Below are 20,713 nucleotides of genomic sequence, written 5' to 3'. Positions count from 1 at the left end.
ATTAAATAAACTTGTTACATAAATAGTTCGTATAACAATAATTGATAGTGTTAAGGACATTGCTGTTCATATTTTTTTGTAATTCCTGTTATGGAATTATTAAAAATTTGCAGGTGTAATGTAAGGCTGCTTTATTTTGAAAGAAATCTTTTGAAATGGTCATAATATGAATAATAATTAGAAACAAATTTTTAAAAAATGATGAAAGACTTAAGAAGGTGAATATATTGCTTAAACATTCACATTTGCAATTTATCTTATTAACAATAGCTCTAATATTCTATATAAGCTTTTGTTTTATATTTTTATTTGTTTTTCCGAATCATTATTTTGTATCAGATTTTAATATCCGACTATCATCCTTAGTTGTTGAAACTACTGTATTTATCTCATTACTTTATTCTATATTATCCGGAAAAATTAAGTTAGGAGTATTCTGGGTTTGCATTACTATTGCAATAGGATGTTTCTTGATAGGGAATTTTATATCCGCTTTTCAAGTACTTAATGTAGAATTGCCGATACAAAATTTTAATATCTCTGATGTGTTTTTGTTGTTTTTCTTATTCTTCTTTCTCTTTGCATTCTTTTATAAAATCATTATGGAATGTAACAAGTGGGAAAAAGCGTATTTAATTTGTGATTTATGTATTGTTGTTACTGCCATTTTTACATTAGAGTGGTACCTGTTTAATAAACCTTCTGCAAATATCTTATTCTTATCAATTGGAGATGTTTTTCTCTCATTTATTTTTCCGATTATAGATTTATTACTTCTTTTATTAGGAGTTAGTCTAATCTTTCGACCAGCTATTTTTAATGCGAAAAGTAAATTATTTATTTTTATCCTCGTATTAACTGGGTTGGCTATTACGGACTACTTGTATTTTTACTTACAAGATGATTTATCAGATCGTTCACTTATATTATTAAGGTGTTTGTATAGAGTTTTCCTATTATTTATCGCTATTGCTGCTTCGATCTCAAAGAATGCATCTTCTAGAAGGAATTATTTCATTATCGATCCCACATTTGGGAAGAAACTTCTTGTTATATTTCCTTATCTTGCAGTTGCGGTATTAATTGGCTTTACTTTAAAAGAGCAAACTGCCTCGGCTACACTTATTACTGGGAATTGTATTGCATTTGTATTTGTGCTGATTCGTCATACTATCGTACGAATGCAAAACAGCGATTTAACCGAAATGTTAAAAGTGTTTAATAATCAATTGGAACAAAAAGTATCTCAAAGAACAGAAGATTTAATAAACAAATCCAATGACTTGGTCAAAAATCAAGAGAGATTTAAGTCATTATATGAGTATCATCCAGATCCTATTTTAACGATTAATTCAAATGGTACTGTGTTAAATATAAACCAGGCTGGAAGTATGTTATTAGGAAAAAACAGTGATGAATTAATAGGTAAAGAGTGCTTCTCGATTTTTTTAGACGAAGATAGATCTGAATTGGAAGTAGCTCTACAGGAAGGGAAACGATGCAGTTCGGCTTCGTTACAATTACGTGTGAAAAATAATAATGAGAAGGACATTCGTTTTTGGTACGTCACCATTGTTCCTATTATGATAGAAGGACAAACTTTTGGGAGTTATGTAATGGTAAAAGACATTACGAGAATGAAGAAACAACAAGATGAGATAAACTATCTAGCATTCCATGATACAGTGACGGAGATTGGAAATCGAATATTCTTCCAACAAGAATTAGAAAAATCCATTGAGCGTGCACGAAAAACGCAGGGTGAATTTGGACTCTTGTATATAGATTTAAATCGTTTTAAGACCATTAACGATACACTGGGACATTCAATTGGTGATAGTGTTTTAAAAGAAGTTGCTAAACGTTTTAGGACATGTCTGTCACCGGCTATTCCTCTAGCGAGAATAGGGGGAGATGAGTTTGCGATCATAGTCCATAACCACACAGAGCAACAGCTATTGGATTTGTGTGAAACTCTATTTCGTATAACTGAAGAAGCATTTGTAGTTAATCAGCATAGCTTTTACTTATCTCTTAGTATAGGAATAGCGGTGTATCCGTTTGGAGGAATAAATACTACTACACTTTTACAACATGCTGATATTGCTATGTATAGTGCAAAGGAAAAAGGTAATAATGCTGTTTGCATGTATGACGAGACATTATCAAAAAAAATAACAAGACGATTACGATTAGAACAGGATTTACCGAAGGCATTAGAAAATAATGAGTTGTTTTTATTATATCAACCACAAGTTGACAGTAAGACTGGTATGGTTATTGGTGCAGAGGCTTTAATTCGTTGGCAACATCCAGAACTGGGACTTATTTCTCCTTTTGAATTTATACCTATCGCGGAAGAAACGTCGCAAATTATTTCAATTGGGAAATGGACGTTACAGGAAGCGTGTCGACAACTGAAAGAATGGCATTCTGCGGGCTATTCAAATCTAAAAATGGGGATAAATTTATCAGCTATAGAGTTTGAACAGAAAGATTTTGTTCAAGCAATCATATCTACCATAGAAGAAGTAGGGGTACCTGCTAGTTCGATTGATTTAGAATTAACAGAGAGAATAGCAATGGTAGATGAAAAAGAAACCTTATCGAAGTTAAAAGCATTAAAATCATATGGTGTACATTTATCAATTGACGATTTTGGTACAGGGTATTCTTCATTAGCATATCTCCCTTTGTATCCAATTGATACCTTGAAAATTCCAAGAGAATTTGTTAATAGGATCGAAAATTCTACTGATGGAAATGAAATTATTCATACCATTATTTCACTAGCGCATACTTTAAACATGAAAGTGATCGCAGAAGGGGTGGAAACGAAGGAACAATTAACAGTGTTACAACGTAATGCATGTTATCTAATTCAGGGCTATTACTACAGTAAACCTGTAAGTGAAGATGAATTCATCAAGTTTTTAAGCACAATGTCGCGTCACCTTTTCTAAGAAAACCACAATCTAGATTTGTTTTTTGTTGAAATTATAACAAATAGAGGACAGCAAAGTGACTGTCAAAATGTTTTAGCATTTAATTTGGCTTAATAGGAAATTCTAATCAGCAAAGACCTTATCTGATTTTAGTTTTAGAAAGGAGAGAAGCGGATGGATTCAATATGGCTAGAGTATGCTTGGGCATTGTTAATTTTAATCGGATTAGAAGGATTGTTATCGGCTGACAATGCCCTTGTACTAGCAGTTATAGCCAAGCATTTACCCGAAGAAGAGAAAAAAAGAGCTATAAATTACGGAATTATTATGGCCTTTGTTTTTCGATTCGCAGCCCTTTTTGCTATATCATTTATTGCAAATGTTTGGCAAATACAGGCGATAGGAGCAGCTTATCTTCTTTACTTAGGATTAAAGCATGTCATTCAGGCGCAATTCGGAAAAAATAATCAAAATATTAACAAGGAAGATGAAAAGGAAGCAGCAGGAAAAAGCTACTGGTTCACAGTAGGAAAGATTGCATTAGCTGACCTTGCCTTTGCGATTGATTCAATATTAGCCGCAGTCGCTCTTGCCCTCGGTCTTCCGGATTCTCCGCTTGACGATTTCGGAGGTATGGATGGAGGACAGTTCATTGTTGTACTTCTTGGAGGAATTGCCGGACTTATTTTAATTAAATTTGCGGCAACTTGGTTTGTACAATTACTGGAGAAACGTCCAGCACTGGAAACAACAGCATATGCAATTGTTGCCTGGGTTGGTGTCAAACTAGCTGTAATTACACTGGCTCATGAGGACATTGGTATTTTAGACCATGATTTTCCGCATAGTACAACTTGGACTTTAATCTTCTATGGAGTATTAGTTGCCATCGCACTAATTGGTTGGTTTGCACCGGGAAGTAAGTCATCTCAGAATAATCCTAAAATGTAATACAAAGGTCAGAGCATTATGTGCTTTGTCCTTTTTAATGATAATTATATTGTGTATTTTTGGATTTAACGCTATAATTACAGTGTTAAAGATGGAATCGTGATATGACCTGTTATGAATCTATCATTTTATTTATGAATAAATGGACTGGTATTTTAGCAAGATGTGCTAATAAACTACTCCACCATGATGATAACGTGCCAAAAATGTGGTGCGTATATTTTCGTGGTGGAGTTTTTTTTATTCTCAAAAAGGGGGAGTAACCATGAACGACAGCATGGTTCATATTACAATTGACGGCAAAAAGTATAGTGCTGAGCCTGGTTCAACTATATTAGGCATTATTAATGAGAACGAAATTGAACATCCACAAATTTGTTACGTGCCGGAAGTGGATCCTATTCAAACGTGTGATACTTGTATTGTAGAAGTGAATGGAAAGCTAGTGCGATCATGTTCTACAGTAGTGACGAACGGTATGGATATCGAGTTGTCCTCTATTAGTGCGAAGGCAGCACAACATGAGGCGATGGACCGCTTATTAGAAAATCATTTACTTTACTGTACGGTATGTGACAACAATAACGGGAATTGTAAATTGCATAATACGGCAGAATTAATGGAAATTGAGCATCAAAAATATCCTTACGAACCAAAAGTTGATACAGGCGAAGTTGATATGTCCCATCCATTTTACCGCTATGACCCGAATCAATGTATCGCATGCGGTCAATGTGTAGAGGTATGTCAAAACTTACAAGTAAATGAAACGTTATCTATTGATTGGGAGGCAGAGCGCCCGCGTGTTATTTGGGACGAAGGAGTAGATATTAACGATTCTTCATGTGTAAGCTGCGGTCAATGTGTAACAATTTGTCCTTGTAATGCATTAATGGAGAAATCGATGCTCGGTGAAGCTGGATTTATGACAGGGTTAAAACCGGATATTCTTGAGCCTATGGTTGATCTTATTAAAGAGGTTGAACCTGGATATAGCGGTATTTTCGCTGTGTCAGAAGTAGAAGCTGCGATGCGCGACACTCGTACGAAGAAGACGAAAACAGTATGTACGTTTTGTGGTGTAGGTTGTTCATTTGAAGTATGGACGAAAGGACGCAAAATTTTAAAGGTGCAACCAACTTCTGAGGCACCAGTTAATGCAATTTCTACTTGTGTAAAAGGAAAATTCGGTTGGGATTTCGTTAATTCTGAAAAACGACTTACGAAACCTTTAATTCGTAAAAATGGAGTGTTCGTTGAATCGACTTGGGAAGAAGCGCTTCATGTAGTGGCGAATAAATTGGGCTCTATTAAAGAAGAGTACGGTAAAGGTTCTATCGGCTTTATTTCATCTTCTAAAATTACGAATGAAGATAATTATGTTATTCAAAAATTAGCGCGTCAAGTGTTCGAAACGAATAACGTTGATAACTGCTCACGTTATTGTCAATCACCAGCGACAGATGGATTGTTCCGTACAATTGGTATGGGCGGAGATGCAGGGACGATTAAAGATATTGCGCAATCAGGTCTTGTTATTATCGTCGGTTGTAATCCAACAGAAGGTCATCCAGTATTAGCGACTCGTGTGAAACGTGCGCATAAACTTCACGGTCAAAAACTAATTGTTGCAGATCTTCGTAAAACTGAAATGGCGGAGCGTTCAGATATCTTTATTAGTCCAAAGCAAGGAACAGACCAAGTATGGTTAATGGCTATTACGAAATATATGATTGATCAAGGTTGGCACGATCAGCAGTTCATCGATGAAAATGTAAACCTCTTTGATGATTTTAAAGATAGTCTCGCGGAATATACGCTTGAATACGCAGAAGAGATTACAGGCATTTCAAAAGAAAAGCTCGTTAAAATGGCAGAAATGATTCGTGATGCAGATGGTACGTGTATTCTTTGGGGAATGGGGGTAACGCAAAATACCGGTGGTTCAGATACTTCTGCTGCGATTTCAAACTTACTTCTTGCAACAGGAAACTATCGCCGTCCAGGTGCGGGCGCATATCCGCTTCGAGGTCATAATAACGTACAAGGTGCTTGTGATATGGGAACACTTCCAGGCTGGCTTCCAGGATATCAGCACGTTACTGACGATGTAGAACGTGCGAAATTTGAAATAGCTTACGGAGTAAAAATTGATAACAAACCAGGTCTTAATAACATTGAAATGCTTCACGCAATTGATGAAGGGAAAATGAAAGCTATGTACCTTGTTGGAGAAGATATGGCTCTTGTAGACTCTAACGCAAATCACGTACATGAAGTGTTATCAAGCCTTGAATTCTTTGTCGTTCAAGATGTGTTCCTTTCTAAAACAGCTCAATACGCTGATGTAGTATTACCAGCAGCGCCATCTCTTGAGAAAGAAGGTACTTTTACAAATACAGAGCGTCGTGTACAAAGATTATATCAAGTGCTTCCAACGCTAGGAGATGCGAAACCAGACTGGTGGATCGTGCAGGCAATTGCTAATAAGTTAGGCGCAAACTGGAGCTATAATCACCCAAGTGAAATCTTTGCGGAAATGGCAAGCTTATCACCACTATTTGCACACGCAAACTATGAAGTGCTTGAAGGATGGAACAGTTTCCACTGGGGAAGTTTTGATGGAACGAATACACCGCTTCTATTCAAAGATGGATTTAACTTCCCGGACAAAAAGGCTCGTTTTGCGATAGCTGATTGGGTACGTCCTGCTGAATTCCCAGCAGAATACGATCTTCACATTAATAACGGCCGTATGCTTGAACATTTCCATGAAGGGAACATGACAAATAAATCAACTGGTATTCAATCGAAAGTACCAGGTGTTTTCGTCGAAGTTTCTCCAGAACTTGCAAGGGAACGCGGAGTGAAAACTGGTTCGTTAGTACGCCTTGTTTCTCCATTCGGAGCACTTAAATTAAGTGTACTTGTAACGGATCGTGTAAAAGCGAATGAACTGTATTTACCGATGAACTCGACGGATAAAGAATCGGCAATTAATTTCTTAACAGGTCCTGCCGTTGACTTGCGTACAAACACGCCGGCATATAAGCAAACGAAAGTACGTATGGAAGTGTTAGAAGTTGATGGCGAAAATCCGATGCCAAAAACGAACCCGCGTAATAAAAAGCGTCACCCTCAAAACGGTATTGAGGTAAATCGTAAGTGGGATCGTCCAGGATACGTACATTTAACGGATAAAGTGAAACTTTAATCAGTGGGGGTTTTCTTTATTACCCACTGATTATTAGTTGAACCAATCGGGCGTTTACGGGCAGCCCGACCCCCACCTAAATTCTTTGCTTTCGCTGAATTTTGAGGTAGGGTTCTTACTGCCCGTTAATGCGGGATAACTAAGGGGGAGAAAAGAATATGGCAGCACCTATTCAAGCGATCCAGAAACAGGAGCTAACTGAGGAAGAACTTAAACAACAAAAACTCGAAGCTTTAAAAGAACTGCTAGCTAATAATGAAGATGCTTTAAATCAAATGTTTAATATAGTAGGTGAATTAAATGACATTGGGATGCTGGAAGCTGCAAATTCTATGCTGAAAGCGAAAGAACCAATCGTAAAAATTGTTCTAGGTCAGGTCACTCGTGAACCAGTTACAAATTTAATTAATAATATGATGGGCGCTGCAGGAGCTTTAACAGAACTTGATCCGGAACTTACGAAAAAGCTTATAGGCAGTGTATTAACAGGTATGGATGAAGGAAATCAGCATTTGCAAAGTAATAAAAAAGTAGGAATATTAGACCTTATGAAAGTACTGAAGGATCCAGATATTAATCGTGCTATCGGATTTGGTCTTCATTTCTTAAAAGGTATGGGTAAAGGGTTAAAAGAAGAATAGATAAGCAACAATAATAGTATTTCATATGTTGCTTGCGTATTTGAGATAATTGTAAAAGATGATCCATTTCGTCTTATTATTAAATAGTTTAGGCGAAATGGTCATTTTGTTAAAATAGTTGTGATGGAATAACTAGGAAGGAATGAGAGTATGTCAAAAATGGTACATGAATTTAATGATATGATCCGAAAGCTTCGAAAAGAGTTGTTCGGGAAAGGGCGGAAAGAATTCATACTGTATTTACCGAGAACATGGCTATTGCAACACTTTATGGGAATTTAACACCTACTGAGAAATTTATTTCGGGAACTACGGATGGGGCGGAAATGGTTCATATGGCTCGAACGAAAATGATTCAAGAAGTGTATGTGGCTAATCCTCATGAACATTTAGAAGAACTTGTTGGTGCGAAGTTAGTTCATCTGTTTTCTGATATGAAAGTAGATGAGGATATTGCAGTTTCCGTGTTTGTTTTTGATAAAAATATAACGTGAGAGAAGGATGCTCATCGTGAAATCGATTCAGGTGGAACGGAAAATTTTTAAATATGAGCAAGGGGAATTTAAACATATAGAGGACAGCATTGTAACAGAGTTTCCTGTTACGGTTAAAATTAACGGCCAGGAATTTGTTACAATGGTTAGTACTCCAGAGTATATTGAAGATATGGTAATTGGCTTTTTAGCCTCTGAAGGCATTATCCGAAAGTATGAAGATATTGATGAAATATGGATGCAAGAAAAAGAAGGCTATGTACATGTAAAAACGACGAAAATCAATCCTTATTATCGTGACATACAAAACAAACGTTATATTACTTCGTGCTGTGGAATGAGTAGGCAAGGGTTTGTTTTTGCGAACGATGCGCTGACTGCGAAAGAAATGAATGATATTCGCGTAAAGATCTCTGCCGAGGATTGTTTTCGGTTAATGAATGATATGCAGCAATCTGCGTCTACGTTTCAACATACAGGCGGCGTTCATAATGCAGCTTTATGTAATGTGAGTGGAATTGTTTTAAGCCGCATGGATATAGGAAGACATAACGCTTTAGACAAAATTTACGGCTATTGTTTAAAAAATAACATTTCGATTGGTGATAAAATTATTGTTTTTAGTGGACGTATCTCTTCTGAAATTCTATTAAAAGTTGCGAAAATTGGCTGTGAAGTAATATTGTCAAAATCAGCTCCAACTGAGTTAGCATTAGAACTAGCGGAGCAGTTAGGGATTACTACAATAGGCTTCATTCGTAATAAATCTTTAAATGTATATACGCATCCAGAGCGGATTATAAATATAAAATAAGTAGAAACGAGGCAATAATCATGAAATCTGTTACATTAGACAAATTAGATCGTCCTTTAAAGGATTTACGTATTTCTGTTACTGATCGCTGTAATTTTCGCTGTCGATATTGTATGCCAGAAGAAATATTTGGTCGTGATTATTCATTTTTGTCTAATGATAAAATTTTATCTTTTGATGAAATTGAAAGGATTACACGTATTTTCGTTTCTTTAGGTGTAAGAAAGTTACGTATTACCGGAGGAGAGCCTTTACTTCGAAAAGACTTACCTGAACTCATACAGCGGTTAAACGAAATTGATGGAGTAGAGGATATTGGTTTAACGACAAATGGATCATTACTTAAAAAGTTTGCTCCAGATTTATATAAGGCGGGTTTATCTCGTGTAACAGTTAGTTTAGACTCGTTAAATGAAGAACGATTCTCTTATTTAAATGGGAATAGAAGTAAAGTAAAAACGGTTCTTGCGGGAATACAGGCTGCAGCGGAAGCCGGAATGAAAATTAAAATGAACATGGTTGTCCAAAAAGGGAAAAATGAAGAAGACATCGTTCAGATGGCAGAGTACTTTAAAGAGAATAAGCATATCCTTCGGTTCATTGAATATATGGATGTCGGAAATTTTAACGGCTGGGAATTAGGTGAAGTAGTTTCTAAGCAGGAAATAGTAGAGATGATTCATAAAGTGATGCCGCTTGAACATATTGAAGCGAACTATCCTGGTGAAGTTGCGACACGTTATCGCTATATCGGTAGTGATGAAGAAATAGGAATTATTTCATCCGTAACAGATTCGTTCTGCCCATCATGTACAAGAGCGCGTATTTCTGCAGAAGGAAAATTGTATACATGTTTGTTTGCTTCTAAAGGAAACGATCTTAAAGAATTACTTCGCTTTGGATATACGGATGAGGAGATTACTAATGTTATTCGTGACATTTGGAATAATCGTTCAGACCGTTATTCAGACGAACGGTTAAGCGGTACGAATAAAAAAGCAATGCCGAAAATTGAAATGTCGCATATCGGTGGCTGAGAAGCTACTAAGAATGTAGATTCTCTTTGTTAACGTAAATAGTGGGAAATGTGCAAGTTTTGTACACTTTCTATGAGTATAGTAAAAATGATGATGATATTTCTGTAAGAGATATGCAGAGAGATTAAGCAGCATTCAAAAATCCTTACGATGGTAAGGGTTTTTGGTGCTGCTTTTTTTAGATGAGAAAAATGGAGGAATTGGTTATGGCATTTCATAAACCGGAACAAATTGCTGCGCTTGTGATTGAATCCGGTGTTCAAAAGGTGGGGCAACCGCTATCAGCGATGCTTATTCTTGGTTTTTTAGGAGGAGCATTCATTTCATTAGGATTTTTACTTAATATTCGTGTTCTAGGTAATGTACCGGAGCAGTGGGGAAGTTTAGTCAATTTTATAGGAGGAGCGGTTTTTCCTATTGGACTTATGCTCGTTGTTTTAGCAGGAGGAGAATTAATTACGGGAAATATGATGTCGATGGCCATGGCACTGTATGCACGGAAAATTTCATTGAAACATGTGTTAAACAATTGGGCGTGGATCACTTTAACGAACTTCGCAGGTGCACTTTTCGTAGCGTATTGTTTCGGTCACCTTGGCGGGTTAACTGAAGGTGCCTATTTAAATAAAACGATAGCGATAGCTCAAGATAAATTACATGAATCTTTCGGGAGAACTTTAATTTTGGCAATTGGTTGTAACTGGCTCGTTTGCCTTGCAATTTGGTTAGCGTATGGAACGAATGATTTAATTGGGAAGATTGTTGGGATTTGGATTCCGATTATGGCGTTTGTCGTAATTGGGTTTCAGCAAGTAGTAGCAAATATGTTTGTCATTTCAGCAGTTATTTTTGCTGGTCACCTTACGTGGATGGATCTTGCGAAAAACTTTGTGCCTGTCTTTATCGGAAATGTAATCGGCGGAGCTGGATTTGTTGGATTCGCTTATTTTTCTTGTTATCAGAAACAAAGCACTACCGAAGAAGATGTATTGAAAAAATAACAGTATATGAAAGGAAGGCTACCTCATGATAGAGCGGTATTCACGACAACAGTTGTTCACTCCTATTGGAAAAGAAGGGCAAGAGAAAATTAGAAATAAGCATGTATTAATAATAGGGGCAGGTGCATTAGGAAGTGCCAGTGCAGAAAGTTTAGTACGTGCAGGTATCGGGAAATTAACGATTATTGATCGCGATTACGTAGAATGGAGTAATTTACAGCGGCAACAACTTTACGCTGAACAAGATGCGATAGAAAAGTTGCCAAAAGCAATCGCAGCACAAAACCGTCTCAAACAAATTAATTCAGACGTGCAAATTCAAGCGCTAGTAATGGATGCAAGAGTAGATAATATGGAAGCTTTATTAGGTGGTGTCGATGTCATTATTGATGCCACAGATAATTTCGATATTCGGTTTGTAATCAATGATACATCACAAAAATACAATATCCCTTGGATTTACGGTTCTTGTGTCGGATCGTATGGCATGAGCTATACGATTATTCCGAAGAAAACACCGTGCTTACATTGTGTGCTGAAAAGTGTTCCTGTTACAGGGGCGACGTGTGACACAGTTGGAATTATTAGTCCAGCTGTTCAAATCGTTGCAGCGTACCAAGTGGCGGAAGCTTTCAAAATTTTAGTAGAAGATTACGCAGCAATTAGAAAAACTTTTTTAATGTTTGATATATGGAGTAATCAATATCATTCTATCAAACTAGGGAAAATCAAAACGGAAGACTGTCCTTCGTGCGGAACAAATAGAACTTATCCTTATTTATCATACGAAAATCAAACGAAGACAGCTGTGTTATGTGGAAGAAATACAGTTCAAATTAGACCAGCGCATAATAGACATTACAACTTTGATGAGTTAGAAAAAGTATTAAAGAATCACGGGAAAGTTGATCGGAATCCGTATTTGCTCTCTTGCCAATTAGAAGAGTATCGCATCGTCATTTTTCATGATGGTCGTGTATTTATTCATGGCACGAATGAAATTCAAAAAGCGAAACAACTATACTATCGGTTATTAGGATAATAGAGAGGGATTGGTAATGATGGAAAGAAGAGTGCCAATTACAGTTGAAGAGGCTGTTCGTAAAGTGATGGCATTTGCTAATTGTGGTGTAAAAGAACTAGTACCACTGGAATTAGCATACGGGCGTACGTTAGCAGACGATATAGTAGCGGATCACGATGTCCCTTCATTCAATCGATCGCCATATGATGGATTTGCTATTAGGGCAGAAGATACTTCGCGAGCAAGTCGTGAGAATCCAATCGTATTTGAAGTCATCGGTGAAATTGGAGCAGGTTCCGTATTTCCTAAAGAAGTAGGAGCGTTTCAAGCAGTTCGGATTATGACAGGGGCACAAATTCCGAAAGGATGTAACGCGGTCGTCATGCTAGAACTGACTCGTCATCGTCAATATGAGAATATCGGAAAAAGCTATATGGAAGTGCGACGCTCATTTAAAGAAGGGGACAATATATCTTTTCAAGGTGAAGATGTTCAGAAAGGAACCGTTCTCGCAAAAAGAGGTAGTTACATTAATCCGGGTATTTCAGCTCTTCTTGCTACATTCGGTTATAGCGAAGTGCCAGTAGCGAAAAAGCCCATAATTGGACTATTAGCGACTGGGAGTGAACTTCTCGATGTAAATGAAGAACTACAACCTGGGAAAATCCGAAATAGTAATACGTATATGATATCGTCTCAAATTCGAAGAGCAGGTGGAAGAGTAAAATACTTTGGGAAGTTTAGTGACGATTTGAATACGTGCTACGAAGCAGTGAAAAAAGCGTTAAGCGAAGTGGATATGTTAATTACAACTGGTGGTGTTTCGGTAGGTGACTATGACTATTTACCAGCTATATATGAAAAATTAGGCGCATCAGTTCTTTTTAATAAAGTAGCCATGCGGCCGGGTAGTGTCACAACAGTAGCGCAATTAAACGGGAAATTATTATTTGGATTATCAGGTAATCCATCTGCTTGCTATGTAGGTTTTGAATTATTCGTAAAACCTAGTATTCGTGCGTATATGTTTAGCGAAAAACCACATGTAAAACGAGAAAAAGCAATGCTCGGAGAAGATTTTCTAAAACCAAATCCATTTACAAGGTTTGTACGAGCAAAGCTTCAGTATAACGAAGGACAACTAATCGCTTATCCATCAGGATTCGATAAATCTAGTTCCGTTTCTTCATTAGCGGAATCAAACATTTTTATCGTACTACCAGGCGGAACGAGAGGATACAAAAAAGGGATGTTTGTAGATATTCTTTTATTAGAAGATAACGAAGGTAGTGAATGGCCTTGGACATTCCGTAAAGTAGGGAGAGGTTTTGATGGGACAAGCACAATTTGAAGTTGTAGATAGTCCGATTGTAGTTGAAGAAGTAACGAATAAAGTAGCAAGACGAGAAGCAGGGGCAATTACAACTTTTATTGGAACGGTAAGAGAATTAACGAAAGGAAAACGAACGTTACATCTTGAGTATGAAGCATATAAACCGATGGCAGTAAAAAAGCTTACTGAAATTGGAGAAGAAATTAAGGGGAAGTGGCCGGATGCGAAAATAGCAATCACACATCGAGTAGGGCGATTAGAAATAATGGATATCGCAGTTGTCATTGCAGTATCGTCACCACATCGTAAAGTAGCGTACGAAGCGAATGAATACGCAATTGAACGTATAAAGAGAATCGTCCCAATTTGGAAAAAAGAATTTTGGGAAGATGGAACGGAGTGGATTGGAGATCAGCTTGAAAATATTCCGTATCCAGAAGGAAAGCCAGAGAAAGAAGAATGAGAGAATGATTACAATTTTACTGTTCGCAAATTTACGAGAAGAAGTCGGTTCAGAGAGATTAGCAATAATAGAAAAACGAGAGATGAATGTTCATCAATTGAAAAAATGGTTGAAAGAAAACTATCACTTACAGACGCTAGATAAAGTAATGGTAGCAATTAATGAAGAATTTGTAACGGACGAAGATATTGTAAGAGCTGGAGATACCGTCGCGTTTATCCCACCTGTAAGTGGAGGTTAATTCTTTCTATTTGAATATTGCACAAGGAGGATCATTATGATTGAATTTTCGCATTGGAACGAAGAAGGAAGAGCTAAAATGGTTGATATTTCTCAAAAGGATATTTCTACACGTACAGCTGTTGCGCAAAGTACAATTTCTTTATCAAATGAACTATTTGAAGCAATTCAAAATGGTGGATTGAAAAAAGGAGACCCGCTCCAAGTAGCACAAGTGGCTGGCATAATCGGTGCTAAAAAAACAGCGGATATAATCCCTATGTGTCACCCGATATTAATCCAAGGAACAGACTTTACGTTCCATTATGAAAAGAAAACCGATGGCTATGAGTTAATCATACGAGCGACAGTAAAGTGTAGTGGGAAAACAGGTGTAGAAATGGAAGCATTAACTGCCGTATCAATCGCTGCCCTTACTTTTTACGATATGTGTAAAGCTGTTGATAAAACGATAGTCATGAAAGAAACGTATTTAGTGCAAAAAACGGGTGGGAAAAGCGGAGACTTTTTTCACAAGGTAAAATAATTACAATGGAAGGAATGTGTATAATGATTACTCACGAACAGATTATGAACGCTTTAAGCCATGTAGAAGATCCAGAATTACACAAAAGTATTGTGGAATTAAACATGGTAAGGAATATAAAAATTGATGGTACAGAAGTTGGGCTAGCAGTAGTTTTAACGATACAAGGTTGTCCGTTGAAAGCAAAAATTCAACAAGATATTGAAGAATCTCTTCGAAATATTGGGGCATCAAAAGTTTCTTTAACATTTGGCTCAATGACACCAGAAGAACGCGCGGTATTAACAGCGTCTTTAAAGAAAGAGGCTAGAACAGAAACAGGCATGCCTAGTATGCTTCGACCTGATTCAGGGGTGCGTTTTATTACTGTAACGAGCGGAAAAGGAGGAGTTGGTAAATCAACTGTGACGATTAACCTTGCTACTGCGTTAGCTCGTATGGGGAAAAGGGTTGGGATTTTAGATGCAGACATATACGGATTCAGTATCCCAGCTATGATGGAAACGAATGAAAAGCCAACAATGATTGATCAAACTGCAATTCCAGTCGTTAGTCACGGTGTTAAAATTATGTCGATGGGATTCTTCACAGAAGGAAATAACCCAGTTATGTGGCGCGGACCGATGTTAAACAAGTGGATTCAAAATTTCCTTGCGAATACGCACTGGGGAGAACTAGACTATCTTCTTCTTGATTTACCACCTGGAACAGGAGACGTTGCTATTGATGTCGCTGCAATGATTCCACAAGCGAAGGAAATTATCGTCACAACGCCTCATAACGTAGCATCATTTGTCGCTTCTAGAGTAGGCGTAATGGCAAAACATACGAGACACGATATTTTAGGTATCGTTGAAAACATGGCATATTACGAAGAACAAGATGGCTCAAGGAACTATCTCTTTGGTAAGGGTGGCGGTGAAATGTTAGCAGAACAACTGAAAACAGAAGTGATAGCACAAATACCGTTTGCGAAGCGTGAAGAGAATAATGGATCATGTGTATATGATGAAGATTCACTTGTTGGGGAAATGTTTAATTCTTTAGCAGAAGATCTTATTTATAAAGGATAAGTTGATATAAAAGTGGGATACATAGCACGTATGTATCCCGCTTTTTATTTTTTATAGAGTTATTTCAATAGTTTTAACGGTTATATTTACGATTGTAGTAATTTAGAAACCATTTGCGGAATTTGGTTTGCTTGTGAAACCATACTAAGCGCAACTTCAGTTAACAATTTAAACTTTAAAAAATCACTCATCTCTTGCGCCATATCCGCATCTTCAATTCGAGAAGCGGCATCGGTTAACGCTGTACTTTGACTATTTAAATTCTCCATATTAAATTGCAAACGATTTATCATCGCACCGAGATCAGCACGATGAAGTGATACATTTTGTAGAGCCTCTTCAATTTTACGAATCGCCACTCTTGCTTCTTGCTCTGTTGAAATCTTGATGTCATGTTGTGTAGGGGAAGGGGGAATATGTTTCGCTATATTTATAGTATGACCGATATCATCTAGCGTAATAGAACGGTCTTGCCCGTCAAATACAGATAAATCGTTAAACTCAGTCGTCTCACCAATATAACCAATTTGTTCTGTTAAGGATTGAAACTCTTTATTCAGTACATCACGGTTTTTATTTGAATTTGTACCGTTCGCAGATTGGACAGCTAAATCACGCATACGCTGCAAAATATTCGTAACAGTTTGAAGGGCAGTTTCCGCTGTACGAAGCATCGATATCGCATCCTCATTATTACGAATCGCAACACGCATACCACTCGCTCTCGCATGCATACGAGTCACAATCGCGACATTAGCAGGATTATCAGAAGCATTATTCAACTTCTTACCAGTCGCCAAATGCTCCATCGCAACACTCATACGCTTCTCATTCTCATACAACGACTGCCTAGCATTCATACTTAAAATGTTCGTACCAATACGCATAATAGACACTCCTTATAGATTTGATATATGATCTTAAAGTCAATAAAAGGCTATGAAAAAAGGACTTATGCTCATTTTCTGTTTGTGTTTTAACATAAGAGGGGATAGAGATAGGCAATGACCGCTTCTACGCAACGTGGATACTCTCTTCCACGTAAAAAAAGAAAGCTTTTACAAATAATCTATCTATATAGAAAAAATGAACCTCTCCGCAAGCAGAGAGGTTCATTCATGAAGCTAAATCAAATGGCTTATTGTAATAATTTAGAAACCATTTGTGGAGTTTGGTTTGCTTGAGAAAGCATGCTGATACCAGCTTCGTTCAAGATTTTGAACTTAGTCATTTCAGACATTTCTTTCGCCATGTCAGCATCTTCGATTTGAGAAGCAGCCGAAGCCATGCTAGCAGATTGACTCTTAAGGTTGTTAACGTTAAAGTCTAGACGGTTTAATGTAGCACCTAGAGTTGCACGGTTTGAAGCAACCTTTTCTATTGCAGCATCAATTTTTTCGACAGCAGCAGATGGATCAAAAGGTGTTGCTGTTGTTGATAGTGCAGCGAATTTAGTGTTAATAGCTGCAGCAGCAGCTTTAAAGTCATCAAAAGCTTTATTGGGATCAGCTTTTGTGGAATCATAAGAACTAAACAAGTTGTCAATAGCCTTAGCATCTTGCTCAGTATAACCAGATCTAATTTTATCAAAAGCTTTTTTAGCATCTTGAATATCTTGGTCTAATACTTTTTCTGTAGGTGCATTAGTAGCGTTTCCAAGACGTGCCATGTAATTTGTAGTAGTATCAAGGTCTTTTTGACTAATAGTATCTGCTCCAATTGCTAAAGTGTCAATGCCTAGGTTAGCAAGAGTAGAAGAATCTAAAGAAATTGAGATTTTTTTAGTAGTATCTTTAGAATCTAAAGTCTGAATATCAATAGTTGGATTTGTACCATCAAGTAATTTCTTATCATTAAACTCCGTATTATCTGAAATGTACTTGATTTGGTCTTTTAAAGCTTCAAACTCTTTTTGCATTGCAGCTTGGTTTTTATCAGTGTTTGTGTCACTAGCAGATTGGTTAGCAAGATCACGCATACGGAGTAAAATATTAGATACAGAGTTTAAAGCTGAATCAGCTGTACGAATTAATGACATACCGTCTTGTGTGTTATTTGCAGCTACGTTTAGACCGCTTTCACGTGCACGCATACGAGTTGCGATAGCAAGACCTGCAGCATCGTCAGAAGCGTTGTTGATACGTTTACCGCTTGATAAACGGTCCATAGCGTTACTCATTTTCGCTTGGTTTTGACGCATGTACTCTTGCGTACGTAAACTATTAATGTTTGTATTAATTCTCATGTTAAGAACCCCCATTTTTTTATATTGACTTTTCTGCAAATCGAAAAACGGTAATATGCGAAAAAATCAATTTCGAGATTTATTGTAATCCTTGCTACAATGGGTGTCAACTAAAAATTCGAATTAATGAATATAAAAAAATAACAGTTTAACAATCTATTCATTTTTTTATTACAATATTATTAAAAGGATTATTGCAAACTTTTTTAAAAAACTCTAATATTAGATTATCTTTGTTTACCGAAAAGGTGATATTATGGTAGTTGGAAATATAGTAAAAGAAGTTCTTGCATATAAAAAAGGACAGATGCAGCAAAAGTTAAGTAGTCCACAGGCGTTCGTTAGTAGTCGTTTTCAAGATCAATTGCAGAGTGAACCTGCGAAGGAGACGAAGGTTACTCCGCAAACGGCAAAAGTAGAAGATATGAGTCAGCCGGTACAATCTGCGAAAATAGAAACGGTTGTTAATAAACCGGAAGAATCTATTAATAAAGTAGAGGAAGCGAGTAAGCCTGAGGAAAAAGCTGAAACGAAGCAAGTAGATGAAGTGCAAGTTGCACAAAAAGAGTTTGAACGACGTTTTCCAGAAACGAAAAATGAGGCTGCTGATACGTGGGGATTAACGAATAAATATAATATTCAGAAAATACGTTCTTCAAATGAAGGTAAGTATGAGGATATTATTGATCGCGTAAGTAATACATATGGAATTCCGAAAACGTTAATTCAAAAAATGATTGAAGTAGAGTCTAATTTTAATCCGAAAACGGTGTCACATGCAGGGGCGATGGGGCTGATGCAGCTTATGCCAGCAAATGTGAAAGAGATGGGTATAAAAAATCCATTTTCACCAGCTGAAAGTATTGAAGGCGGCGTGAAAGAGTTAAGCGGTTATTTAAAGAAAAATAACGGTGATCTCGTATTGGCGCTTGCTTCTTATAATGCTGGCCCTGGTAATGTGAGAAAGTACGGAGGCGTACCGCCATTTAAAGAAACGCAAGGATATATTAAAAAAATATTAAATATCGACGTTTCAAAATAAGAAATTTCATATATAGAGAGAACATGAAATTTTCGTGAACATGATATGGGAGTTGGCTAGATTTGAAATTACAAGATGATATTCCGTTAACAATTTATTTTGAAATCGGAAATACGAAAAAGAAAATTGAAGATCTGCTTCATATTACGAAAGGTACATTGTATCGTCTTGAAAATTCAACGAAAAATACGGTGCGTCTTATGCTTGAGAATGAAGAGATTGGAACCGGAAAGATTTTGACGAAGAATGGGAAAATGTACGTTGAAATCGTTGAATTGAAAAGGTAGGGAAGGGGATTGTCATGAGTGGCGAAAAATTAAGCCAAGAGCAAATTGATGCCCTGCTGAAGGCGGTAAATGAAGGCGAAGAAATGCCAGCTTTCGCACAAGAAGCAGGGAAGCAAGATAAATTTCAAGAGTATGATTTTAATAGACCAGAGAAGTTCGGTGTTGAGCATTTACGTAGTTTGCAAGCGATTGCGTCTACTTTTGGCAAACAGACTTCACAGACGTTATCAGCGCGTATGCGTATTCCGATTGAACTAGAGCCTTCGGCCGTTGAGCAAGTTCCATTTACGAGTGAGTATGTAGAGAAAATGCCGAAAGATTATTATTTATATTGCGTTATTGATCTCGGTTTACCAGAGCTTGGAGAAATTGTTATTGAGATTGATTTAGCATTTGTTATTTATATTCATGAATGCTGGCTTGGCGGAGATAGTAAGCGTAACTTTACGATGCGCAGACCGCTAACGGCGTTTGAGTTTTTAACGCTTGATAATATATTCTTGCTTCTTTGTAAAAATTTAGAGCAATCATTTGAAAGCGTTGTTGCGATTGAACCGAAGTTTGTAACGACGGAGACAGATCCGAATGCGCTAAAGATTACGACAGCGAGCGATATTATTTCATTACTGAATGTAAATATGAAAACAGAGTTTTGGAATACGACAGTTCGTATCGGTATTCCGTTCTTATCTGTTGAAGAAATTATGGATAAGTTAACGTCTGAAAATATTGTTGAACATTCTTCGGATAAGCGTAAAAAGTATACGTCTGAAGTAGAAGTGAAAGTAAATCAAGTGTATAAACCTGTTCACGTTGCAATTGGTGAGCAGAAGATGACAATTGGTGAGATTGAGCAAATTGAAGAAGGTGATATTATTCCGCTTCATACAAAGGTTTCAGATCAACTACGTGGTTATGTAGATGGAAAACATAAATTTAATTGTTTTATCGGGAAAGATGGAACGCGTAAGGCGCTCCTATTTAAAAGTTTTATAGAGTAGGAGGATCCATATGAAGCATGAAGTATCTCCTGTGTCATTAATGGGATTAGAAGAATTTGCAGGGAAGCGAAATGAAGCGGGTAAAGCGCATATTGATACCGTTTCGGATATTTCGATTGAACTTGGCGTAAAGCTTGGGAAGTCATCGATTCAGCTTGGTGATGTGAAGCAATTAAAAGTTGGCGATGTTCTTGAAGTAGAGAAAAATTTAGGTCATAAAGTAGATGTATATTTAAGTGATATGAAGGTCGGTATTGGTGAAGCTATAGTAATGGATGAGAAGTTTGGCATTATTATTTCTGAAATCGAAGCTGACAAGAAACACGCAGCGCTTATGAAGGCGCAAAATAAAGTGCAGGATAAAGAGTAGAGGAGGAGTCAT

General features: G+C 37.0%; 19 protein-coding genes and 2 pseudogenes. 19 read left to right on the top strand and 2 right to left on the bottom strand.

Annotated elements, in window-relative coordinates; all coding sequences use genetic code 11:
* Nucleotides 1-227 precede the first annotated feature (227 nt).
* The 15 genes and pseudogenes from SJY24_RS22005 to SJY24_RS21935 all read left to right on the top strand — a co-directional run bounded on the left by SJY24_RS22005 (nucleotide 228) and on the right by SJY24_RS21935 (nucleotide 15,756).
* On the top strand, nucleotides 228-2,963 hold the full coding sequence (locus SJY24_RS22005; protein WP_377866200.1) for a sensor domain-containing protein: 2,736 nt from the start codon (nucleotides 228-230) through the stop codon (nucleotides 2,961-2,963).
* Between the two features lie 156 nt (nucleotides 2,964-3,119).
* A complete protein-coding gene (locus SJY24_RS22000) occupies nucleotides 3,120-3,896 on the top strand; it encodes a TerC family protein (protein ID WP_002168733.1) in 777 nt (258 codons plus the stop codon).
* Between the two features lie 104 nt (nucleotides 3,897-4,000).
* Nucleotides 4,001-4,193 (top strand): annotated as a pseudogene (locus tag SJY24_RS21995) (hypothetical protein).
* Complete coding sequence (fdhF, locus tag SJY24_RS21990) at nucleotides 4,162-7,110, top strand: formate dehydrogenase subunit alpha (RefSeq protein WP_377866199.1); 2,949 nt, start codon at nucleotides 4,162-4,164, stop codon at nucleotides 7,108-7,110. The pseudogene SJY24_RS21995 and the gene fdhF overlap by 32 nt, the downstream one beginning before the upstream one ends.
* A 158-nt stretch (nucleotides 7,111-7,268) precedes the next feature.
* Nucleotides 7,269-7,751: a helical membrane plugin domain-containing protein gene (locus SJY24_RS21985; RefSeq protein ID WP_340803311.1), complete on the top strand. Its 483-nt coding sequence runs from the start codon at nucleotides 7,269-7,271 to the stop codon at nucleotides 7,749-7,751.
* A gap of 150 nt (nucleotides 7,752-7,901) precedes the next feature.
* Nucleotides 7,902-8,245 (top strand): annotated as a pseudogene (locus SJY24_RS21980) (Na-translocating system protein MpsC family protein).
* Between the two features lie 16 nt (nucleotides 8,246-8,261).
* Nucleotides 8,262-9,059 carry a formate dehydrogenase accessory sulfurtransferase FdhD gene (fdhD, locus tag SJY24_RS21975; RefSeq protein WP_002086466.1) on the top strand — a complete coding sequence of 266 codons (798 nt, stop codon included), beginning with the start codon at nucleotides 8,262-8,264 and terminating at the stop codon, nucleotides 9,057-9,059.
* Nucleotides 9,060-9,079: 20 nt separating this feature from the next.
* Complete coding sequence (gene moaA, locus SJY24_RS21970) at nucleotides 9,080-10,096, top strand: GTP 3',8-cyclase MoaA (RefSeq protein ID WP_340851059.1); 1,017 nt, start codon at nucleotides 9,080-9,082, stop codon at nucleotides 10,094-10,096.
* A 206-nt stretch (nucleotides 10,097-10,302) separates the two neighbouring features.
* Nucleotides 10,303-11,097, top strand: coding sequence for a formate channel (locus SJY24_RS21965; protein ID WP_340851061.1), 795 nt, complete (start codon nucleotides 10,303-10,305; stop codon nucleotides 11,095-11,097).
* A 25-nt stretch (nucleotides 11,098-11,122) separates the two neighbouring features.
* Entirely contained in the window at nucleotides 11,123-12,139 is a 1,017-nt protein-coding gene (locus SJY24_RS21960) for a molybdopterin-synthase adenylyltransferase MoeB (RefSeq protein WP_340851062.1), read from the top strand.
* A 19-nt stretch (nucleotides 12,140-12,158) separates the two neighbouring features.
* Nucleotides 12,159-13,472 (top strand): molybdopterin molybdotransferase MoeA, encoded by a 1,314-nt coding sequence (locus tag SJY24_RS21955; RefSeq protein WP_377867297.1) that lies wholly within the window; start codon nucleotides 12,159-12,161, stop codon nucleotides 13,470-13,472.
* Complete coding sequence (locus SJY24_RS21950; RefSeq protein ID WP_377866198.1) at nucleotides 13,453-13,917, top strand: molybdenum cofactor biosynthesis protein MoaE; 465 nt, start codon at nucleotides 13,453-13,455, stop codon at nucleotides 13,915-13,917. Before SJY24_RS21955 ends, SJY24_RS21950 begins: the two co-directional genes overlap by 20 nt.
* Nucleotides 13,918-13,921: 4 nt before the next feature.
* Nucleotides 13,922-14,158, top strand: coding sequence for a molybdopterin converting factor subunit 1 (moaD, locus tag SJY24_RS21945; RefSeq protein WP_377866197.1), 237 nt, complete (start codon nucleotides 13,922-13,924; stop codon nucleotides 14,156-14,158).
* A 36-nt stretch (nucleotides 14,159-14,194) separates the two neighbouring features.
* Nucleotides 14,195-14,683, top strand: a complete 489-nt coding sequence (gene moaC, locus SJY24_RS21940; RefSeq protein WP_377866196.1) for a cyclic pyranopterin monophosphate synthase MoaC — start codon at nucleotides 14,195-14,197, stop codon at nucleotides 14,681-14,683.
* Nucleotides 14,684-14,703: 20 nt separating this feature from the next.
* A complete protein-coding gene (locus tag SJY24_RS21935; protein WP_377867295.1) occupies nucleotides 14,704-15,756 on the top strand; it encodes a P-loop NTPase in 1,053 nt (350 codons plus the stop codon).
* A gap of 86 nt (nucleotides 15,757-15,842) precedes the next feature.
* Here SJY24_RS21935 and SJY24_RS21930 read toward each other — a convergent pair whose 3' ends face one another.
* Together SJY24_RS21930 and SJY24_RS21925 are read right to left on the bottom strand one after the other, a co-directional pair.
* Nucleotides 15,843-16,643: a flagellin N-terminal helical domain-containing protein gene (locus tag SJY24_RS21930; RefSeq protein WP_377866195.1), complete on the bottom strand. Its 801-nt coding sequence runs from the start codon at nucleotides 16,641-16,643 to the stop codon at nucleotides 15,843-15,845.
* Between the two features lie 251 nt (nucleotides 16,644-16,894).
* On the bottom strand, nucleotides 16,895-18,001 hold the full coding sequence (locus SJY24_RS21925; protein ID WP_377866194.1) for a flagellin N-terminal helical domain-containing protein: 1,107 nt from the start codon (nucleotides 17,999-18,001) through the stop codon (nucleotides 16,895-16,897).
* A gap of 256 nt (nucleotides 18,002-18,257) precedes the next feature.
* Between SJY24_RS21925 and SJY24_RS21920 the strand changes: the two genes are divergently transcribed.
* From SJY24_RS21920 to fliN, 4 genes are all read left to right on the top strand, one after another.
* Nucleotides 18,258-19,043, top strand: a complete 786-nt coding sequence (locus tag SJY24_RS21920) for a lytic transglycosylase domain-containing protein (protein WP_377866193.1) — start codon at nucleotides 18,258-18,260, stop codon at nucleotides 19,041-19,043.
* 62 nt (nucleotides 19,044-19,105) lie between these two features.
* Nucleotides 19,106-19,330, top strand: a complete 225-nt coding sequence (locus tag SJY24_RS21915) for a flagellar motor switch protein FliN (RefSeq protein ID WP_000775712.1) — start codon at nucleotides 19,106-19,108, stop codon at nucleotides 19,328-19,330.
* 14 nt (nucleotides 19,331-19,344) lie between these two features.
* The gene (gene fliM / locus SJY24_RS21910; protein WP_377866192.1) at nucleotides 19,345-20,331 is read left to right on the top strand and encodes a flagellar motor switch protein FliM; all 987 of its coding nucleotides are present in this window, start codon (nucleotides 19,345-19,347) and stop codon (nucleotides 20,329-20,331) included.
* A gap of 10 nt (nucleotides 20,332-20,341) precedes the next feature.
* Entirely contained in the window at nucleotides 20,342-20,701 is a 360-nt protein-coding gene (fliN, locus tag SJY24_RS21905) for a flagellar motor switch protein FliN (protein WP_377866191.1), read from the top strand.
* Nucleotides 20,702-20,713: the final 12 nt, after the last annotated feature.

It is taken from the genome of Bacillus sp. R86525 (assembly GCF_042466195.1).
Taxonomy (GTDB): Bacteria; Bacillota; Bacilli; order Bacillales; family Bacillaceae_G; genus Bacillus_A; species Bacillus_A nitratireducens.
This window is presented reverse-complemented; position numbering and strand designations above follow the sequence as displayed.

Excerpts from the sequence above, each read along its gene's own strand:
- SJY24_RS22000 (WP_002168733.1), top strand. The coding sequence starts at position 3,120 with ATGGATTCAATATGGCTAGAGTATGCTTGGGCATTGTTAATTTTAATC.
- fdhF (WP_377866199.1), top strand. The coding sequence starts at position 4,162 with ATGAACGACAGCATGGTTCATATTACAATTGACGGCAAAAAGTATAGT.
- SJY24_RS21985 (WP_340803311.1), top strand. The coding sequence starts at position 7,269 with ATGGCAGCACCTATTCAAGCGATCCAGAAACAGGAGCTAACTGAGGAA.
- moaA (WP_340851059.1), top strand. The coding sequence starts at position 9,080 with ATGAAATCTGTTACATTAGACAAATTAGATCGTCCTTTAAAGGATTTA.
- SJY24_RS21965 (WP_340851061.1), top strand. The coding sequence starts at position 10,303 with ATGGCATTTCATAAACCGGAACAAATTGCTGCGCTTGTGATTGAATCC.
- SJY24_RS21960 (WP_340851062.1), top strand. The coding sequence starts at position 11,123 with ATGATAGAGCGGTATTCACGACAACAGTTGTTCACTCCTATTGGAAAA.
- SJY24_RS21955 (WP_377867297.1), top strand. The coding sequence starts at position 12,159 with ATGGAAAGAAGAGTGCCAATTACAGTTGAAGAGGCTGTTCGTAAAGTG.
- SJY24_RS21950 (WP_377866198.1), top strand. The coding sequence starts at position 13,453 with ATGGGACAAGCACAATTTGAAGTTGTAGATAGTCCGATTGTAGTTGAA.
- moaD (WP_377866197.1), top strand. The coding sequence starts at position 13,922 with ATGATTACAATTTTACTGTTCGCAAATTTACGAGAAGAAGTCGGTTCA.
- moaC (WP_377866196.1), top strand. The coding sequence starts at position 14,195 with ATGATTGAATTTTCGCATTGGAACGAAGAAGGAAGAGCTAAAATGGTT.
- SJY24_RS21930 (WP_377866195.1), bottom strand. The coding sequence starts at position 16,643 with ATGCGTATTGGTACGAACATTTTAAGTATGAATGCTAGGCAGTCGTTG.
- SJY24_RS21925 (WP_377866194.1), bottom strand. The coding sequence starts at position 18,001 with ATGAGAATTAATACAAACATTAATAGTTTACGTACGCAAGAGTACATG.
- SJY24_RS21920 (WP_377866193.1), top strand. The coding sequence starts at position 18,258 with ATGGTAGTTGGAAATATAGTAAAAGAAGTTCTTGCATATAAAAAAGGA.
- fliM (WP_377866192.1), top strand. The coding sequence starts at position 19,345 with ATGAGTGGCGAAAAATTAAGCCAAGAGCAAATTGATGCCCTGCTGAAG.
- fliN (WP_377866191.1), top strand. The coding sequence starts at position 20,342 with ATGAAGCATGAAGTATCTCCTGTGTCATTAATGGGATTAGAAGAATTT.